The sequence below is a fragment of the Xanthomonas sp. DAR 34887 genome, from assembly GCF_041245805.1.
Taxonomy (GTDB): Bacteria; Pseudomonadota; Gammaproteobacteria; order Xanthomonadales; family Xanthomonadaceae; genus Xanthomonas_A; species Xanthomonas_A tesorieronis.
In genome coordinates, this window is sequence record NZ_CP162490.1 from 2,710,408 (window position 1) to 2,727,242 (window position 16,835).

Annotated in this window: 11 protein-coding genes; all 11 read left to right on the top strand. The window is 70.3% G+C overall.

The window, feature by feature from the left end; translation table 11 throughout:
• The first annotated feature begins 14 nt into the window (after positions 1–14).
• Complete coding sequence (fliR, locus tag AB3X08_RS11605) at positions 15–806, top strand: flagellar biosynthetic protein FliR (protein WP_369932695.1); 792 nt, start codon at positions 15–17, stop codon at positions 804–806.
• 161 nt (positions 807–967) lie between these two features.
• Positions 968–3,919 (top strand): diguanylate cyclase, encoded by a 2,952-nt coding sequence (locus AB3X08_RS11610; RefSeq protein WP_369932698.1) that lies wholly within the window; start codon positions 968–970, stop codon positions 3,917–3,919.
• 169 nt (positions 3,920–4,088) lie between these two features.
• Positions 4,089–7,025 (top strand): diguanylate cyclase, encoded by a 2,937-nt coding sequence (locus AB3X08_RS11615; RefSeq protein WP_369932701.1) that lies wholly within the window; start codon positions 4,089–4,091, stop codon positions 7,023–7,025.
• A 96-nt stretch (positions 7,026–7,121) separates the two neighbouring features.
• Positions 7,122–8,252 (top strand): flagellar biosynthesis protein FlhB, encoded by a 1,131-nt coding sequence (gene flhB, locus AB3X08_RS11620; RefSeq protein WP_369932702.1) that lies wholly within the window; start codon positions 7,122–7,124, stop codon positions 8,250–8,252.
• Positions 8,249–10,333: a flagellar biosynthesis protein FlhA gene (gene flhA, locus AB3X08_RS11625; RefSeq protein ID WP_369932704.1), complete on the top strand. Its 2,085-nt coding sequence runs from the start codon at positions 8,249–8,251 to the stop codon at positions 10,331–10,333. Before flhB ends, flhA begins: the two co-directional genes overlap by 4 nt.
• Positions 10,334–10,509: 176 nt before the next feature.
• Positions 10,510–12,159 carry a flagellar biosynthesis protein FlhF gene (gene flhF / locus AB3X08_RS11630; RefSeq protein WP_369932705.1) on the top strand — a complete coding sequence of 550 codons (1,650 nt, stop codon included), beginning with the start codon at positions 10,510–10,512 and terminating at the stop codon, positions 12,157–12,159.
• Complete coding sequence (locus AB3X08_RS11635; protein WP_369932707.1) at positions 12,146–13,030, top strand: MinD/ParA family ATP-binding protein; 885 nt, start codon at positions 12,146–12,148, stop codon at positions 13,028–13,030. The genes flhF and AB3X08_RS11635 overlap by 14 nt, the downstream gene beginning before the upstream one ends.
• On the top strand, positions 13,027–13,776 hold the full coding sequence (locus tag AB3X08_RS11640) for an RNA polymerase sigma factor FliA (protein ID WP_184409808.1): 750 nt from the start codon (positions 13,027–13,029) through the stop codon (positions 13,774–13,776). Before AB3X08_RS11635 ends, AB3X08_RS11640 begins: the two co-directional genes overlap by 4 nt.
• Positions 13,777–13,794: 18 nt before the next feature.
• Positions 13,795–14,187 (top strand): chemotaxis response regulator CheY, encoded by a 393-nt coding sequence (gene cheY / locus AB3X08_RS11645; RefSeq protein ID WP_010341542.1) that lies wholly within the window; start codon positions 13,795–13,797, stop codon positions 14,185–14,187.
• Entirely contained in the window at positions 14,187–14,795 is a 609-nt protein-coding gene (locus tag AB3X08_RS11650; RefSeq protein ID WP_369932708.1) for a protein phosphatase CheZ, read from the top strand. The genes cheY and AB3X08_RS11650 overlap by 1 nt, the downstream gene beginning before the upstream one ends.
• Positions 14,796–14,799: 4 nt before the next feature.
• A complete protein-coding gene (locus tag AB3X08_RS11655; RefSeq protein ID WP_369932709.1) occupies positions 14,800–16,533 on the top strand; it encodes a chemotaxis protein CheA in 1,734 nt (577 codons plus the stop codon).
• Positions 16,534–16,835: the final 302 nt, after the last annotated feature.

Genomic DNA, 16,835 nt, shown 5'->3' on the forward strand with positions numbered 1-16,835 from the left:
GGAGCCCGACGGCAATGGATTCGGCAACGCAAATGGTCATCGATGGCCAGCAGGCCTTCGCGATGGTCGGGGCGATCCTGTGGACGATGCTGCGCATCGGCGCGATGCTGATGGTGATGCCGCTGGTCGGCACCCGTGCGGTGCCCGCGCGGATTCGGGTGATGCTGGCGGCGACGCTGGCGATGGCGCTGGCGCCGCTGCTGCCGCCGGTGCCGGACTGGAACGGCTTCGATGCCGCGGTGGTGCTGAGCGTGGCGCGCGAACTGGCGGTCGGCGCGAGCATGGGCTTCATGCTGCGGCTGATCTTCGAAGCCGGCGCGATGGCCGGCGAACTGGTCTCGCAGAGCACCGGCCTGGGTTTCGCGCAGATGGCCGATCCGCTGCGCGGAGTCACCTCCGGGGTGATCGGGCAGTGGTTCTACCTGGCCTTCGGCCTGCTGTTCTTCACCGCCAACGGCCACCTGGCTGTGGTGCAGCTGTTGGTGGACAGCTACAAGGCGCTGCCGATCGGCAACGCGCTGCCGGACGCGCAGGCGATGGCCTCGGTGGCGCCGGACTTCTTCATGAGCATGATGCGCGGCGCGCTGACCCTTGCGCTGCCGGTGATGGTGGCGATGCTGGCGGTGAACCTGGCGTTCGGCGCACTGGCCAAGGCCGCGCCGGCGCTGAATCCGATCCAGCTCGGCCTGCCGGTGGCGGTGGTGATCGGCCTGGCGCTGCTGGCGGTGCTGGTCGGCGAGATGGGGCCGCCGGTGCAGCGCCTGTTCGATGCCGCCTTCGACGCCGCCAGGCAGGTCACCGCCTAGCCCGAGCGGGCGCACGCGCTGCCGGGCCTTGAGCGTTCGGGCTCCTTGCGGCTGCGCCGTTACTCTCAAGCCCCGCGCGGCTGTGCCGATAGTCTTACAACGGTGTTGCACGTGCAGCACTTACCGCCGCGCCGCGCCTTCCGGGGACGCCAGTCATCGCCGTGCCGAACAGCCACCCGCCGCCGTCGCCCTCCCCGTCGCGCGGCATCGCATGGCGGCTCGCCGCGCTGTTCGCGCTGTGCGCCTGGATCGGCGCCGCCGCGGCGCAGGAATACGGTTTCCGCGACTATGCGCAGGCCGACGGCCTGCAGGGCCTGAGCATCAACTGCCTGTACGCCGACCGGCACGGCGTGGTCTGGGCCTGCACCGAGCTGGGCCTGCACCGCTACGAGCGCGAACGCTTCGAACAGGTCGGCAAGGACGCCGGCGTCGGCAGCCCGCTGGTCTATGCGATCGCCGAGGATCGCCGGCAACGCATGTGGGTCGGCGCGTCCAATGCGCTGTACGTCGGCGACGGTCGCCGCTTCGCCACCGTACCCGGCGCCGACGGGCGACGCCTGCCGATCGACCAGGGGCAATCGCTGGCGACGTTCGGCGATGCGATCGTCGCGCTCAACGGCAAGCAGCCGCTGCGGATCTCCGACAGCGCCGCCGGCGGCTGGCAGGTCGCACCGCTGCGCAGCGCCGACGGTGCGCCACTGGCCGATGTCTCCAGCGTCACCGCGATCGGCGAGGCGCTGTGGCTGGGCTGCGGCCATCAGCTGTGCCGGCTGGATGCGCAGGGCCGCCTGCAGCGGTTCGGCCGCGCCGACGGCGTTCCCGAGGACACCTGGCTGGCGCTGCTGCGCGACCGCGAGGGCACGCTGTGGGCGCGCGGCGTCCACCACGTGCTGGCCTGGCCGGCCGGCGCGGCGGGTTTCGGCGAACGTCCGCCGCCGCCCGGCAGCGGCCTGTCGACGATGGCGGTGGGCATCAACTTGGTCGAGGATGCCGCCGGCCGGATACTGACCCGCAGCGACACCGGCCTGCTGCGCTGGGAAGGCGGGCATTGGCGCGCGTTCGAGCGCGCGCAGGGGCTGGGTGCGCTGGCGGCCAACATTTCGCCGATGCTCAGCGATCGCCAGGGGCGTCTGTGGATGGGTACCCGCGGCCGCGGCGTGCAGCGCTGGCTGGGCTATGGGCTGATCCAGCACTGGGAAGAACCGCAGGGATTGGCGATCGGACCGACCTGGGCGATCCTGCGCAGCCGCGGCGACGGCCGGCTATACGTCGGCAGCGAAATGGGTGCCAACGTGCTCGATCCCGACAGCGGCCGCATGCGCCCGCTGACCGACGGCGACGGACAGGCGCTGCGGCAGTCGGTGCAGTTGGTCGATGCCGCCGACGGCAGCCTGTGGCTGGGCCAGTCGTCCGGGCGCGTGTTGCAGCTGGATCGCGGCAGCGGCCGCATGCTGGAGCGGGCCAAGGTGCCATCGGCGCTGAAGTGGATGTTCTTCGACGATGCCGGCACCCTGTGGATCCTGACCAGCCGCGGCCTGTTCCTGCTGCCGGCGGGCGAACGCAACGCACAGCCGGCGCGCGAGGTGCCGCGCGACCAGTTCGTCGGCGGCGGCTACGATGCGCACCACCGTCTGTGGCTGGTCGGCCAGAACGGCCTGTACCTGCGCCAGGCGCAGGGCTGGCAGCCGATCCGCCTGCGCGGCACGGGACTGCCGGACGCGGAGCTGGACAAGTTCAGCATCGGCGCCAGCGACGACGTGTGGCTGTCCTTCGGCGATGTCGGGGTCTGGCGCGGGCGCTTCGAACCGTGCAGCGCCAGCGTATCGCTGCGCAAGGTGGACGACCCGCTGCTGGCGCGGATCGTGCCTTACGTGCTGCGCCAGGACCGGCAACGGCGGGTGTGGGTCGGCAGCAGCCAGGGTCTGGACCTGTGGTCGGGCGAGCGCTGGATCCGGGTCACCCAGGCCGAGGGCCTGCTGTGGGACGACACCTCCGAATCGGCGTTCTTCGAGGACACCGACGGCTCGGTGTGGATCGGCAACAGCAAGGGCGTCAGCCAGATCCTGGACCCGGCGCGGCTGTTCGCCGCGCGGCCGCTGCGCCTGCAGTTGCTGCGCGCCAGCCGCGCCGGCAAACCGGTCGTCGCCGGCGCGCAGTTGCCGTGGTCGCAGCAGCCGATCGACATCGCCTTCTCGGTGCCCGGCGCGGTCGGCGGCAGCGACAGCATCGGCTTCCGCTACCGCCTCGAAGGCTTGCAGGAGCAATGGGCCAGCACCCAGCAGGCGCACCTGACCTACACCCTGCTCTCGCCCGGCCGTTACGCGCTGGAGGTGCAGGCGCTGGACGAACGCCAGCGCGCGCGCAGCAACGTGGTGCGCCTGGAGTTCACCATCCTGCCGCCCTGGTGGCGCAGCCCGCTGGCGTGGATGGCGTACCTGCTGGCGGCGGCGTTGCTGCTGACCGTGGTGTGGCGCTGGCGGGTGAAACAGTTGCTGGTGCGCGAGCGCACCCTGGCGCGGCTGGTCGCCGAGCGGACCCAGGAACTGGAGCACGACAAGCGCGAACTGGAGCAGGCGCGCGCCGCGCTGGCGCTGAAATCGGTACGCGACGACCTCACCGGCCTGCTCAACCGCGTCGGCATCCTCGACGCGCTGGCGGTGCAGATCCAGCGCTGCCGGAACGACGGCAGCCCGTTGGCGGTGGCGATGATCGATCTGGACCACTTCAAGCAGATCAACGACCAGCACGGCCATCTGATCGGCGACGCGGTGCTGGCGCGGGTCGGGCGGCGCATGACCGCGAACCTGCGCGGTGCCGACCAGATCGGCCGCTACGGCGGCGAGGAACTGCTGGCGGTGCTGCCGGGCCTGGCGCCGCCGGCGCAGAACCCGCTGCGCGCCCTGCACCAGGTGATCGCCGCCACCCCGTTCCTCACCGACGCCGGTCTGCTCGAGGTCACCGCCTCGATCGGCGTGGCCTGGTATCGCGACGGCGAGTCGGTGCAGCAGTTGCTCAGCCGCGCCGACGACGCCCTGTACCGGGCCAAGCATGGCGGCCGCAACCGGATCGAGCTGCATCTGGACCCGGCGCTGGGCGCCAGCGTGCCGCGCTGAGCGGCGCCGGCTCAAGCCCGGCCGCGGCGCGGCCGATACTGCGTAGTGTCACGCGCTGCGCGCGTGCCGCGATGCCCGCGTGCCGCGCACGGCGCGATCCTGGTCAGCCTCCTTACTTCTTCCAGCCCGGTGACGCACGCGATGTCGGATTCCTTGCCAGCCCACGCTTATGACGGCTGCAGCGCCAGCGGCGGCTGAAGGTCGCGGCACGGGCGCACGCCGGCCCGGCCTGCCGATCCTGCAGGCGTTGCTGCTGTGGCTGGCCATGGGGCTGTTCCTGGGCGGCGGCGTGCACGCGCAATCGATCCCGTTGCGCCGCTATGCCCACGACCAGGGTCTGCTCGGCCTGGCCGGCACCTGCCTGCTGCAGACCAGCAACGGCAGCCTGTGGGTCTGCACCGAAAGCGGGCTGTACCGCTTCAATGGCCACCGCTTCGAACAGGTCGCGCTGCAAGGCCAGCGCGGCCATTTCATCAGCGCCGCGAGCGAGGACGCCCAGCACCGCTTGTGGGTGGCCACCTTCGACGCGCTCTATGTCGACGACGGCACCCGGTTGCGCCAGCTGAGCGCGCAGGAGACCGGACCGCTGCAAAAGAACAAGCTGCGCCTGTACAACGCGTCCTGGGGCATGGTCGTGCTCAACGGCCAGCAGGCGCTGCGCGCCGTGGCCGGCAGCGACGGGCGCTGGCAGCTGCGCCCGCTGTTCGACGCGGCGACCCTGGCGCGGCTGCCGCAGCTCGGCAAGCTCGCTGCGGCGCAGGGCGAAGGCGACAACCTGTGGCTGGGCTGCGACCAGGAGCTGTGCCGGGCCGCCGCCGATGGGTCGGTGACGGTCTACGGCCAGGCGCAAGGCCTGCCACCGGATCGCTGGCGGCATGTCGTGCGCGACCGCGACGGCGCGCTTTGGCTGCGCGGCGACCACCACGTGATGCAGCTGCCGGCCGCGGCCGAACGTTTCGTCGCGCGGCCGCCGCCCGGCGACGGCCAGCGCCAGGTGGTCGGCCAGGCGCAGATCCTGCTCGATCCGCAGGGACGCGTGCTGATCCGCACCGCTCAGGGCCTGGCGCGCTGGGAACACGACCACTGGCGCCAGTTCGACCGCAGCAACGGCCTGCCCGACGGTGGCATCGTGGTGCTGCTGTTCGATCGCGCCGGCGACCTGTGGATGACGGTGGACGGCGAAGGCGTGGTGCGTTGGACCGGCTACGGCTGGATCGAGAACTGGGACGTCTCGCAAGGCATGAGCAGCGCGCCGACCTGGAGCATCCTGCGCCACGGCGATGGCGCGCTGCTGCTCGGCAACGAAGCCGGCATCAACCGCCAACGCCGTCCCGACCAGCGTTTCCAGCCCTGGCTGGCGGGCGCCGGGCGGCAGATGGTCGGCCTGCAGAGCGCTCCGGACGGATCGCTGTGGAGCATCGGCTCGCTGGGCGAGTTACAGCACCACGACCGCCTGGGCCGTTTGCTGCGCACCTACCCGCGGTTGCCCAGCACGGCCAAGCGGATGTTGCTGGACGCTTCGGGGCGGATCTGGATCATCACGGCCGACGGCGTGTTCCTGCTGGCACGGCCGCAGTCCGACGATGTGCCGCAACGCGTCCAGGCGCTGCCCGGCGGCGACTATTCGGACATCCAGCAACGCCGCGACGGCAGCCTGTGGCTGAGCGGCGCACCCGGCGTGTTCCGCCTGCGCGGCGATGCCTGGACCCCGATCCGGCTGCAAGTGGTCGGCGAGCCGACGCAACCGTGGGTCAGCAAACTGTTGATCCAGGAAGACGGCCAGGTCTGGGCCTCGCTGTACAAACCGGGCGTGTGGCGGGGCCGGCTCGACGGCGACACCCTGCAGTTGCGGCCCAGCACCCGTGCCGAACAACGCGAACTGTACATCTACCTGATCCGGCGCACCCGCAACGGCTGGATCTGGATCGGCCACAACCAGGGCATTGACGTCTACGACGGCCGCCGCTGGTCGCGCCTGACCCAATCGCAGGGGCTGCTGTGGGAGGACATCTCCGAATCGGCGTTCTTCGAGGACAACGACGGTTCGGTATGGATCGGCACCAGCAAGGGCGTCAGCCATCTCCTGGCCCCGCAACGGCTGTTCCCGGCCAACGCGCCGCGGGTGACGCTGAGCGAATTCAGCCGCGGCGGCCATCCGATCGTGGCCGGCGTGCGCCTGCCCTGGAACGAGGAACCGTTGCACATCGAGGCCGGATCGCCGGACCTGTACGACGACCGCAACCGGGTTTCGCTGCGCTACCGCTTCGAGGGCGCGCATACCCGCTGGATCTACACCCCCAACTTCGAGATCGAGCATCCGCCGCTGGCGCCGGGCGACTACACGTTGGAACTGCAGCTGCTCGACGCCTACCGGCACAGCGCCTCGGCGCCGGTGCGGGTCGCGTTTTCGGTGGCGCCGGTGTGGTGGCGCAGCCAGACCATGCTGGCGCTGTACGTGTTGCTCGGTGGCGGCGCGGCGATCGCCGCGCTGCATTGGCGCGAGCGCCGCCTGCGCCAGCACCAGCGCGAACTGGCCGACCTGGTCGCGCTGCGCACCCAGGAACTGGAACACGACAAGCGCGAACTGGAGATGGCCCGGGCCGCGCTGGCGGTGAAGGCCTCGCACGATTCCCTGACCGGCCTGCTCAACCGCGCCGGCATCCTCGACGCGCTGGCCGCGCAGATGCAGGCCTGCCAGGCCGAGCGCCAGCCGCTGGCGGTGGCGATGATCGATCTGGACCACTTCAAGCGCATCAACGACGAGCATGGGCACCTGATCGGCGACGCGGTGCTGATCGAGGTGGCGCGGCGCCTGAACGCCAATCTGCGCGACTCGGACCTGATCGGCCGCTACGGCGGCGAGGAACTGCTCGGCGTGCTGCCGGGGCTGCCGGCCACCTCCGACGAGCGGCTGCAGAAGCTGCGCCTGGCCATCGCCGGCGATCCGCTGTGCATCGGCGAGCAATGCCTGGCGGTCTCCGCCTCGATCGGCGTGGCCTGGCATGTCCCCGGCGAGAGCCTGCAGCAGTTGCTGGCGCGGGCCGACCAGGCCCTGTACCGCGCCAAGCATCTGGGCCGCAACCGGGTCGAACTGCAGCGCGACTAGCCGCCGGCACGGGGGGCCGGGCAACGGCCTGAAGGCGAACGGTACGGTCCTTGCAACGGGCTGGGTCGAATCCCCTGCCCGGCGCGCCGCACCGTCATGTCCGAAAACGAAGAAGGCACCGAAAAAACCGAACAACCTACCGAAAAACGCCTGCGTGAGGCGCGCGAGCAGGGCAACATCCCGCATTCGCGCGAACTGGCGACGGCGGCGGTGTTCAGCGCCGGCATCTTCGCCCTGATGGGCATGTCCGGCTCGCTGGCGGCCGGCGCGGCGAACTGGATGAAGGGCGCGCTGCGCCCGGATCGGCGCCTGCACGACAACCCGGACGCGCTGTTCGGCCACTTCGGCGAGCTGCTGCTGGGGCTGCTGTGGGTGGCCCTGCCGCTGGTCGGCATCTGCGTGGCGGCGGGGTTCGTCGCGCCGCTGCTGATGGGCAGCCTGCGCTTCTCCGGCGCGGCGCTGATCCCCAAGTTCGACCGGCTCAACCCGATGGCCGGGCTGACCCGGCTGTACGGCCCGGAAAGCCTGGCCGAACTGTTCAAGTCGCTGCTGCGCATGGGCTTCGTCGGCGGCGCCGCGGCGCTGTGCATCTCCAACAACGTGGACGGCCTGCGCAGCCTGATGCGTCAGCCGCTGGAGACCGCCATCGGCGACGGCCTGGGCTTCACCCTGCGCCTGCTGCTGTACACCGCCGGCGCGCTGGCGCTGCTGGCCGCGATCGACGCGCCGTACCAGAAGTGGAACTACACCCGCAAACTGAAGATGACCCGCGACGAAGTGCGCCGGGAAATGAAGGAGAGCGAAGGCAGCCCGGAGGTCAAGGGCCGCATCCGGCAAATGCAGATGCAGCTGTCGCAGCGGCGGATGATGGAGGCGGTGCCCAGCGCCGACGTGGTGGTGGTCAACCCCACCCACTACGCGGTGGCGCTGAAGTACGAGAGCGGCCGCATGCGCGCCCCGACCGTGGTCGCCAAGGGCGTGGACGAACTGGCCTTCCGCATCCGCGAACTCGGCGAGCAGCACCGCGTCGCAGTGGTGTCTGCGCCACCTTTGGCACGCGCCTTGTATCGGGAAGGGCAACTCGGCAAGGAAATTCCCGTGAGACTGTATTCGGCGGTGGCGCAGATCCTCTCCTACGTGTACCAACTGCGCGCCTGGCGCAGCGGGCCGATGCCGCCGTTGCCGCCGCTGGAGGTCGATGAATTCGGCCCGGGGAGCAAGCCATGAGCCAGCCCGCCGCGCAAATGAACACGCGCAAGATGATGGACATGATCAAGCACGGTCTCGGCGCGCCGCTGATCGTGATGGCGATGCTGGCGATGGTGGTGGTGCCGCTGGCCGCGCCGGTGCTGGACGCCCTGTTCACCTTCAACATCGCCATTTCGCTGATGGTGCTGCTGGCGGTGGTCTACGTGAAGCGGCCGCTGGAGTTCAGCATCTTCCCGATCGTGCTGCTGATGACCACGATGCTGCGCCTGGCGCTGAACGTGGCCTCCACCCGCGTCATCCTGATCAACGGCCAGGACGGCCACGGCGCCGCCGGCAAGGTCATCGAGGCCTTCGGCCAGTTCGTGATCGGCGGCAACTACGCGGTCGGCATCGTGGTGTTCGCGATCCTGACCATCATCAACTTCGTGGTCATCACCAAGGGCGCCGGGCGCGTGTCGGAAGTGACCGCGCGCTTCATCCTCGACGCCATGCCCGGCAAGCAGATGGCGATCGACGCCGACCTCAACGCCGGCCTGCTGACCCGCGAGGAAGCCAAGGCCCGCCGCGAGGAAGTCCGCGAGGAAGCCGACTTCTACGGCTCGATGGACGGCGCCAGCAAGTTCATCCGCGGCGACGCCATCGCCGGCATCCTGATCCTGTTCATCAACCTGATCGGCGGCATGGCGGTCGGCGTCCTGCAGCACGGCATGCCGGTGGCGCAGGCCGCGTCCACCTATACGCTGCTGTCGATCGGCGACGGCCTGGTGGCGCAGCTGCCGGCGCTGCTGGTGTCCTCAGCGGTGGCGATGCTGGTCACCCGCGCCTCGCGCTCGCAGGACATGGGCGCCTCGATGATGGGCCAGGTGTTCGGCCAGCACAAAGCGCTGGCGGTGGCCGCGGCGATCCTGGGCCTGGTCGGCCTGGTCCCGGGCATGCCCAACGTCGCTTTCTTGACGCTGGCGCTGATCCTGGGCCTGCTGGCCTGGAAAATGTGGAAGCGCAGCCTGCTGCCGGAAGAAGCCAAGCCCGACCCGGCGCAACAGGCCGCCACGGCCGGCGCGCAGGCCAATGCCGAATTGGGCTGGGACGAATTGCGCCCGATCGACCCGCTGGGCCTGGAGGTCGGCTACCGCTTGATCCCGCTGGTGGACAAGACCCAGGGCGGCGAGCTGATGGCGCGGATCAAGGGCGTGCGCCGCAAACTGACCCAGGACATCGGTTTCCTGGTGCCGCCGGTGCATATCCGCGACAACCTGGAACTGCCGGCCAATGCCTACCGCCTGCTGGTGCACGGCGTGCCGGTGGCCACCGCCGACATCCACCCCGACCGCGAACTGGCGCTGGACCCGGGCGGCGCGCTGGGCAAGATCGACGGCATCGCCGGCAAGGACCCCGCCTTCGGCCTGGACGCGATCTGGATCCAGCCGCACCAGCGCGCCCAGGCCGAGACCATGGGCTACACCGTGGTCGATCCGGCCACGGTGATCGCCACCCACCTGTCGCACCTGATCCGCGAGCACGCCCCGGAACTGCTCGGCCATGAAGAGGTGCAGCAGCTGCTGGCCACGCTGGCCAAGAGCGCGCCGAAGCTGGTCGAGGACCTCACCCCGAAGGCGCTGCCGCTGTCGGTGGTGGTGCGCGTGCTGCAGAACCTGCTGATCGAGAAGATCCCGGTGCGGCAGCTGCGCAAGATCGTCGAGGCGCTGGTCGAGCACGCTCCGCAGAGTCAGGAACCCGGCGCGTTGACCGCGGCGGTACGCAATGCGCTGGGCCGCTTCATCGTCCAGGAAATCGCCGGCATGGCCCCGGAACTGCCGGTGTTCACCCTGGCCCCGCAATTGGAACGTGTCTTGCAGGACTCTACCCAAGGCAACGGTGCCGCGCTGGAACCCGGCCTGGCCGAGCGACTGCACCAGAGCCTGGCCGAGTGCGTCAGCAAGCAGGAAGCGCGCAACGAGCCGGCGGTGGTGCTGGTCCCGGCGCAAGTCCGCGCCGCGCTGGCCCGGTTGGTCCGCCACAGCGTCCCCGCGCTGTCGGTGCTGTCCTACAGCGAGGTGCCGGAAGACAAGCGGCTGAAGCTGGTCGGGACGATCAGCTGACAGGCAGGGATTGGTGATTTGGGATTCGGGATTTGCAACAGCGGACCCGGCGAGCGGAGAGAGACGGCAATGAAGCGATCGAAGACAAGCAGAGCAAGGCGACCGGATACCAGCCACGTAACGGCGGCATCCGCGACCAATCCCCAATCCCCACTCCCGAATCCCGGTTTCCACCCATGAAGATCAAACGCTTCGTAGCCCCCGACATGCGCACCGCGTTCCGCATGGTCCGCGACGAGCACGGCCCGGATGCGGTGATCCTGTCCAACCGGCGCACCGACGAGGGCATCGAGATCGTCGCCGCCAGCAACTACGACGAAGCCCTGGTGCAGCAGGCGCTGGACGCGGCGCGCCCGGAAGAGGCGGCGCCGCGGCTGCAGGTGTCGGCCGCCAATCCGGCGCCGCGCGCGGCCAAGGCCGCCGCCAACCCGGCGATGGCGATGATGGCCGCGATCAGCGAGCGCCGCGCCCCGGCCAGCGCCGGCGGCACCGCCAGCATGGCGCAGGCCGCGCCGGCGCGGCCGCTGACCCAGCCCGCCGCGATCGCCGCCTCGGCGATGCCCGCCGGCACCGCGCCGGCGCCGAGCCGCCCCGCCGCCGCGCCGCGGGCCCCTGCCCCGGCGGCCGCCGACGCGCCGTTCGCCGAATTCCGCATTCCCGAGGACGTGTTCCGCAACGCGCCGATCAGCGTGCCGATGCCCAGCCCGTTCCCCGCCCCGGCTGCCGCTTCCGCCGCGGTCGCGGTCGCCGCCGAGGTGCCGGCCTGGCTCGAAGACATCGCCGCCGTGTCGCTGACCCCGGCCGCCGCGCCCAGCGCCGCCAACGTCGCGCCGCCGCCGGCCGCTGCGCCTGCGGCCAGCGCCGGGATCCCGGCGCCGCCGACGCTGGCGCCGGTACCGAACTTCCCCGCCGCGCAGAACGACGAACAATTGACTCAGCTGCGCGACGAACTGGCGCTGATGCGGCAGATGATCGAGCGCGAGATGAACCGGCTCACCGACGAACGCCTGCGCGGCTCGCCGGTTCGCGCCCAGGCGCTGGAGCTGATGGACGACTACGGCTTCGACAGCGGCCTGACCCGCGACGTGGTGATGCAGATCCCCGCCGACCTGGAGCTGCACCGCGGCCGCGGGCTGATGCTGGGGCTGCTGTCCAAGCGCCTGCCGATCGCCGCGCTGGACCCGATCGAGGAAGGCGGCGTGATCGCCCTGATCGGCCCCACCGGCGCCGGCAAGACCACCACCATCGCCAAGCTGGCCTCGCGCTTCCTGGAGCGCCATGCCGCCCGCGACGTGGCCCTGGTCACCACCGACACCATCCGCGTCGGCGGCCGCGAACAGCTGCACAGCTACGGCCGCCAGCTCGGCATCGCCGTGCACGAGGCCGACAGCGATGCCGCCCTGCAGCAACTGCTGGAGCGCCTGCGCGACTACAAGCTGGTGCTGATCGACACCGCCGGCATGGGCCAGCGCGACCGCGCCCTGGCCGCACAGCTGCACTGGCTGCGCGCCTCGCGAGTGGTCCGGTCCTTGCTAGTACTCCCTGCCAACGCTCATTTCTCCGACCTGGACGAGGTGGTGCGCCGGTTTGCCGGCGCCGATCCGCAGGGGGTGATCTTGACCAAGCTGGATGAAACCGGGCGGTTTGGCAGTGCCCTGTCGGTGGTCGCGGACCACCGGCTTCCCATCACCTGGGTGACCGATGGTCAGCGCGTGCCGGACGACCTGCACCGCGCCAACGCCGCCAGCCTGGTATTGCGCCTTGAAGATTTGCGGCGCGCTGCCGATAAGCCCTGTACTCCGGAGCAGAACCATGCCGTCGCGTGATTACGCCAATCTGACCAATGCCTTCCCCCTGTCGGCAACGCGCAGCGAACCGCTGGGCCCGGTGCGCACGATCGCCGTGACCGGCGGCAAGGGCGGCGTCGGCAAGACCAACATCTCGGTCAACCTGTCGATGGCGCTGGCCGACATGGGCAAGCGCACCCTGCTGCTGGACGCCGACCTCGGCCTGGCCAACGTCGACGTGCTGCTCGGGCTGACCCCCAAGTTCACCCTGGCCGACCTGGTCGCCGGGCGCTGCACCCTGGAAGAGGTGCTGGTCGACATGCCCAACGGACTGATGGTGGTGCCCGCCGCCTCCGGCCGCCGGCACATGGCCGAGCTGCCGCCGGCCCAGCACGTCGGCCTGGTCAACGTGTTCTCCGAGCTCAAGCGCGAGCTGGACGTGATGATCATCGACACCGCCGCCGGCATCACCGACAGCGTGCTGACCTTCTGCCAGGCCGCGCAGGACGCGGTGGTGGTGGTCTGCGACGAGCCGGCCTCGATCACCGACGCCTACGCGCTGATCAAGGTGCTGTCGCGCGAACGCGGCGTGGACCGGGTGCAGATCGTGGCCAACATGGTCCGCGACCTCAACGAAGGCCGCCTGCTGTACGACAAGCTGAGCCGGGTCTGCGAGAAGTTCCTCGGCGACGTGTCGCTGAACTACCTGGGCTGCGTGCCGCAGGACGACTGGCTGCGCCTGTCGGTGCAGCGCCAGCAGCCGGTGGTCAAGGCCTACCCGTCCAGCCCGTCAGCGCAGGCGATCGCCGAGATCGCCCGCCGCACCGCGCGCTGGCAGGCGCCGACCGTGCCGCGCGGCAACGTCGAGTTCTTCGTCGAACGGATCATCCAGCGGGGGGTCGCCGCATGAACGCCGCCGCCCACTACCGCGCCGTGCAGCGCAACAGTTCCAACGACTACATCGCCCAGCATTCGGACCTGGTGCGGCGCATCGCCCACCACCTGGCGGCGCGGCTGCCGGCCAGCGTGGAGATCGACGACCTGATCCAGGCCGGCATGATCGGCTTGATCGAGGCCTCGCGCAGCTACGACGCCGACCAGGGCGCCTCGTTCGAGACCTACGCCTCGATCCGCATCCGCGGCTCGATGATCGACGAGATCCGCCGCGGCGACTGGGTGCCGCGCTCGGTGCACCGCCGTGCCCGCGACGCCGCCTCGGCGATCCGCAAGATCGAGCAGAGCACCGGCCGCGCCGCCGCCGCCAACGAAGTGGCCGCGGCGATGGACATGCCGCTTCCCGAATACCTGCGATTGATGGAAGATGCCGCGCGCGGCCAGGTGCTGAGCCTGGAGTCGCGGGTCGAAGACCACGGCGAACTGGACACCATCGCCAAGGGCGGGCCCAATCCGCAGCAGATGCTGGAGCGCAGCGAGTTCGGGCGCGAACTGGGCAAGGCAATCGCGCAGCTGCCCGAGCGCGAGCAGTTGGTCCTGTCGCTGTACTACGAACAAGAATTGAACCTGAAGGAAATCGGCGCGGTGCTCGGTGTCAGCGAGTCGCGCGTCTGCCAGATCCACGGCCAGGCCACGGTACGCTTGCGCGGACGCTTGAAAGCGTTCGAAGCGGCGGACGCCGGCCTGGAAGACGAAGAATAAGACCCAAGGGAGTTAGCGGTGAACAAGAACATGCGGATTTTGATCGTGGACGATTTCTCGACGATGCGGCGCATCGTCAAGAATCTGCTCGGCGATCTGGGCTTCACCAACACTGCAGAGGCCGAAGACGGCAACAGTGCGCTGGCGGCACTGCGCTCGGCACCGTTCGAGTTCGTGGTCACCGACTGGAACATGCCCGGCATGACCGGCATCGATCTGCTGCGCAACATCCGCGCCGACGACAAGCTCAAGCACCTGCCGGTGCTGATGGTGACCGCCGAGGCCAAGCGCGAGCAGATCATCGAGGCCGCGCAGTGCGGCGTGAACGGCTACATCATCAAGCCGTTCACCGCGCAGACGCTGCAGGAGAAGCTGGGCAAGATCTTCGAACGCCTGGGAGCGACCGCCTGATGGAAGCCACCGCCGAACGCAGCGCCCTGATCGAACGCCTGCAAGGTGCGCTGGACGCACTGGAGCGTGGCGACGAAGCCGCCTGGCGCAAGGAAATCGACACGCTCGCCGCCTGGCGCACGCGGCCGATGATGCAGGGCCTGAGCCGGCTGGCGCGCGACCTGGGCCAGGCGCTCGGCGAGCTGCCCACCATCCCCACCGAAGCCGGCGAGCTGGACGACGCCTGCTCGCGCCTGGACCACGTGGTGGCGATGACCGAGCAGGCCAGCCACCGCACCCTGGACCTGGCCGAGGAATGCCGCGCGCTGGCCGACCAGCTGCGCGCCGGCGGCCTGACCGGCGACCAGGGCGAGATCCTCGACAAGATCCGCCACAACCTCACCGAGATGGCCCTGGCGCAGAGCTTCCAGGACCTGACCGGGCAGATCATCCGCCGCGTGGCGACCATCGTGCGCCGCGTGCACGAGGGGTTCGGCGCGCTCGGCCTGCCGCCGAAGGAAGACAAGAAACCCGACGGCAGCCTGGCCGGCCCGGCGCTGGCCGGACTGGACCGCCACGGCGTGTCGCAGAACGACGCCGACGACCTTCTGTCCGGACTGGGGCTGTAATCCGATGAGCGCCGTGCCCGACGACATCGCTGCCGACTTCATCATCGAGGCCCAGGAAATCCTGGACCGGCTCGGCGAGCAGCTGGTGTCGCTGGAGCAGGCACCCGAGGACAGCGACCAGCTCAACGCGGTGTTCCGCGGTTTCCACACGCTCAAAGGCGGCGCCGGCTTTCTGGCGATCACCCCGATGGTCGAGCTGTGCCACGCCGCCGAGGACACCCTGGGCCAGGCCCGCGCCGGCCAGGCCACCCTGCAGGCGCGGCACTTCGACGCCGCCCAGCAGTCGCTGGACTACCTGCAGTCGATGCTTGACGCGTTCGGCAGCGGCAACGAACCGCCGCGCGCGCCGCAGCAGCTGATCGCGCAGTTCGCCACCAGCGGCGAAGAGACCGCCGCGCCCAGCGCCAAGCCTGCCGCGGCGGCGCCGGCGCCGGCCGCGGGCGGCAACAGCGACCTCATCGACGACGACGAATTCGAAGCGCTGCTCGACCAGCTGCACGGCGGCGCCGCGCCGGCCGCGCTACCGGTGCCGGCCGCCGCGCCGCGGCCGGTGCCGAGCGCCAAGCCCGCCGCGGCGCCGGCCAAGGCCGCCGAACCCGAACACACCGTGCGCGTGGACACCAAGCGCCTGGACGCGATCGTCAACCTGATCGGCGAACTGGTGCTGTCGCGCAACCGGCTCAAGACCCTGCGCGTGCGCCTGCGCGACGAAGAACTGGATCGCGCGGTCAGCAGCCTGGACATCGCCACCTCGCGCCTGCAATCGGCGGTGATGCGCACCCGCATGCAGCCGGTGGGCAAGGTGTTCTCGCGCTTCCCCAAGGTCGCGCGCGACGTCGCCCGCTCCCTCAACAAGGAAGTGGACCTGGAACTGATCGGCGCCGACACCGAACTGGACCGCAACCTGGTCGAGGCGCTGGCCGATCCGCTGGTGCACCTGGTGCGCAACGCGATCGATCACGGCATCGAGACGCCGGCGCTGCGCGAAGCCACCGGCAAGCCGCGCGGCGGCCACGTGCGCCTGTCGGCGCAGCAGGAAGGCGACTACGTCAGCATCGAAGTGCAGGACGACGGCGCCGGCATCGACCCCGAACGGCTGCGGCAGAAAGCGCGCGAAAAGGGCCTGATCGATCCGGAGGCCGCCGCCCGCCTGACCACCGAGGAATGCCTGCACCTGGTGTTCCTGCCCGGGTTCTCGACCAAGTCCGAGGTCACCGACATCTCCGGCCGCGGCGTCGGCATGGACGTGGTGCAGTCGCGCATCCGCGAACTCAGCGGGCAGATCCAGATCCAGTCCGAACTGGGCCGCGGCAGCCGCTTCCTGATCCGCGTGCCGCTGACCCTGGCGATCCTGCCGACCCTGCTGGTGCAGGCCGGCGACACCGTCTATGCGCTGCCGCTGGCGCGCGTGGTGGAAGTGCTGCACGCGCCGCGCCGCGCACTGGGTTGGTTCGACGGCCGCGCCGTGCTCGACCGGCAATCGCACACCTTGCCGCTGGTGGACCTGCGCCAGTGGTTGAACATCGAAGCCCCGGAACTGCCGCTGCTGACCGTGGTGGTGCTGCAGGCCGGCGAATCGCGCATGGGCCTGGTCGTGGACCAGGTCCGCGGCCGCGAGGAAGTGGTGATCAAGCCGCTGCCGCGCGCCCTGCGCGGCCTGCCCGGCTACGCCGGCGCGACCCTGATCGGCGATGGCCGGCTGGCGTTGATCCTGGATGTGGACGGGTTGAAGGCCTGAAAGGCCGGGATTGGGGATTGGGGATTGGGGATTGGGGATTCGATGCCGGTCACGGTGCGGATCGCTGCTGGCGGTTCGATGCCCGAAGTGTCATGGGTCAGCCGGTAAGTTCAACGGCGGTTTCCCGTCGCGCTTTCTGTAGGAGCGGCTTCAGCCGCGACGCCTTCCCGGTAGAGCGTCGCGGCTGAAGCCGCTCCTGCAAGGGTGCCGCGCGCTCGCCAAATTCACGGCGCGACTGCCGCCGGCTGGCCGCCTCGAATCCCCAATCCCGAATCCCCAATCCCGGCCCCACCCCCATCAAG

Coding starts and splice junctions, on each gene's coding strand:
- flhA (WP_369932704.1), top strand. CDS start 8,249: ATGAGCCAGCCCGCCGCGCAAATGAACACGCGCAAGATGATGGACATG.
- AB3X08_RS11650 (WP_369932708.1), top strand. CDS start 14,187: ATGGAAGCCACCGCCGAACGCAGCGCCCTGATCGAACGCCTGCAAGGT.
- AB3X08_RS11640 (WP_184409808.1), top strand. CDS start 13,027: ATGAACGCCGCCGCCCACTACCGCGCCGTGCAGCGCAACAGTTCCAAC.
- AB3X08_RS11615 (WP_369932701.1), top strand. CDS start 4,089: ATGACGGCTGCAGCGCCAGCGGCGGCTGAAGGTCGCGGCACGGGCGCA.
- AB3X08_RS11655 (WP_369932709.1), top strand. CDS start 14,800: ATGAGCGCCGTGCCCGACGACATCGCTGCCGACTTCATCATCGAGGCC.
- AB3X08_RS11635 (WP_369932707.1), top strand. CDS start 12,146: ATGCCGTCGCGTGATTACGCCAATCTGACCAATGCCTTCCCCCTGTCG.
- flhB (WP_369932702.1), top strand. CDS start 7,122: ATGTCCGAAAACGAAGAAGGCACCGAAAAAACCGAACAACCTACCGAA.
- flhF (WP_369932705.1), top strand. CDS start 10,510: ATGAAGATCAAACGCTTCGTAGCCCCCGACATGCGCACCGCGTTCCGC.
- fliR (WP_369932695.1), top strand. CDS start 15: ATGGATTCGGCAACGCAAATGGTCATCGATGGCCAGCAGGCCTTCGCG.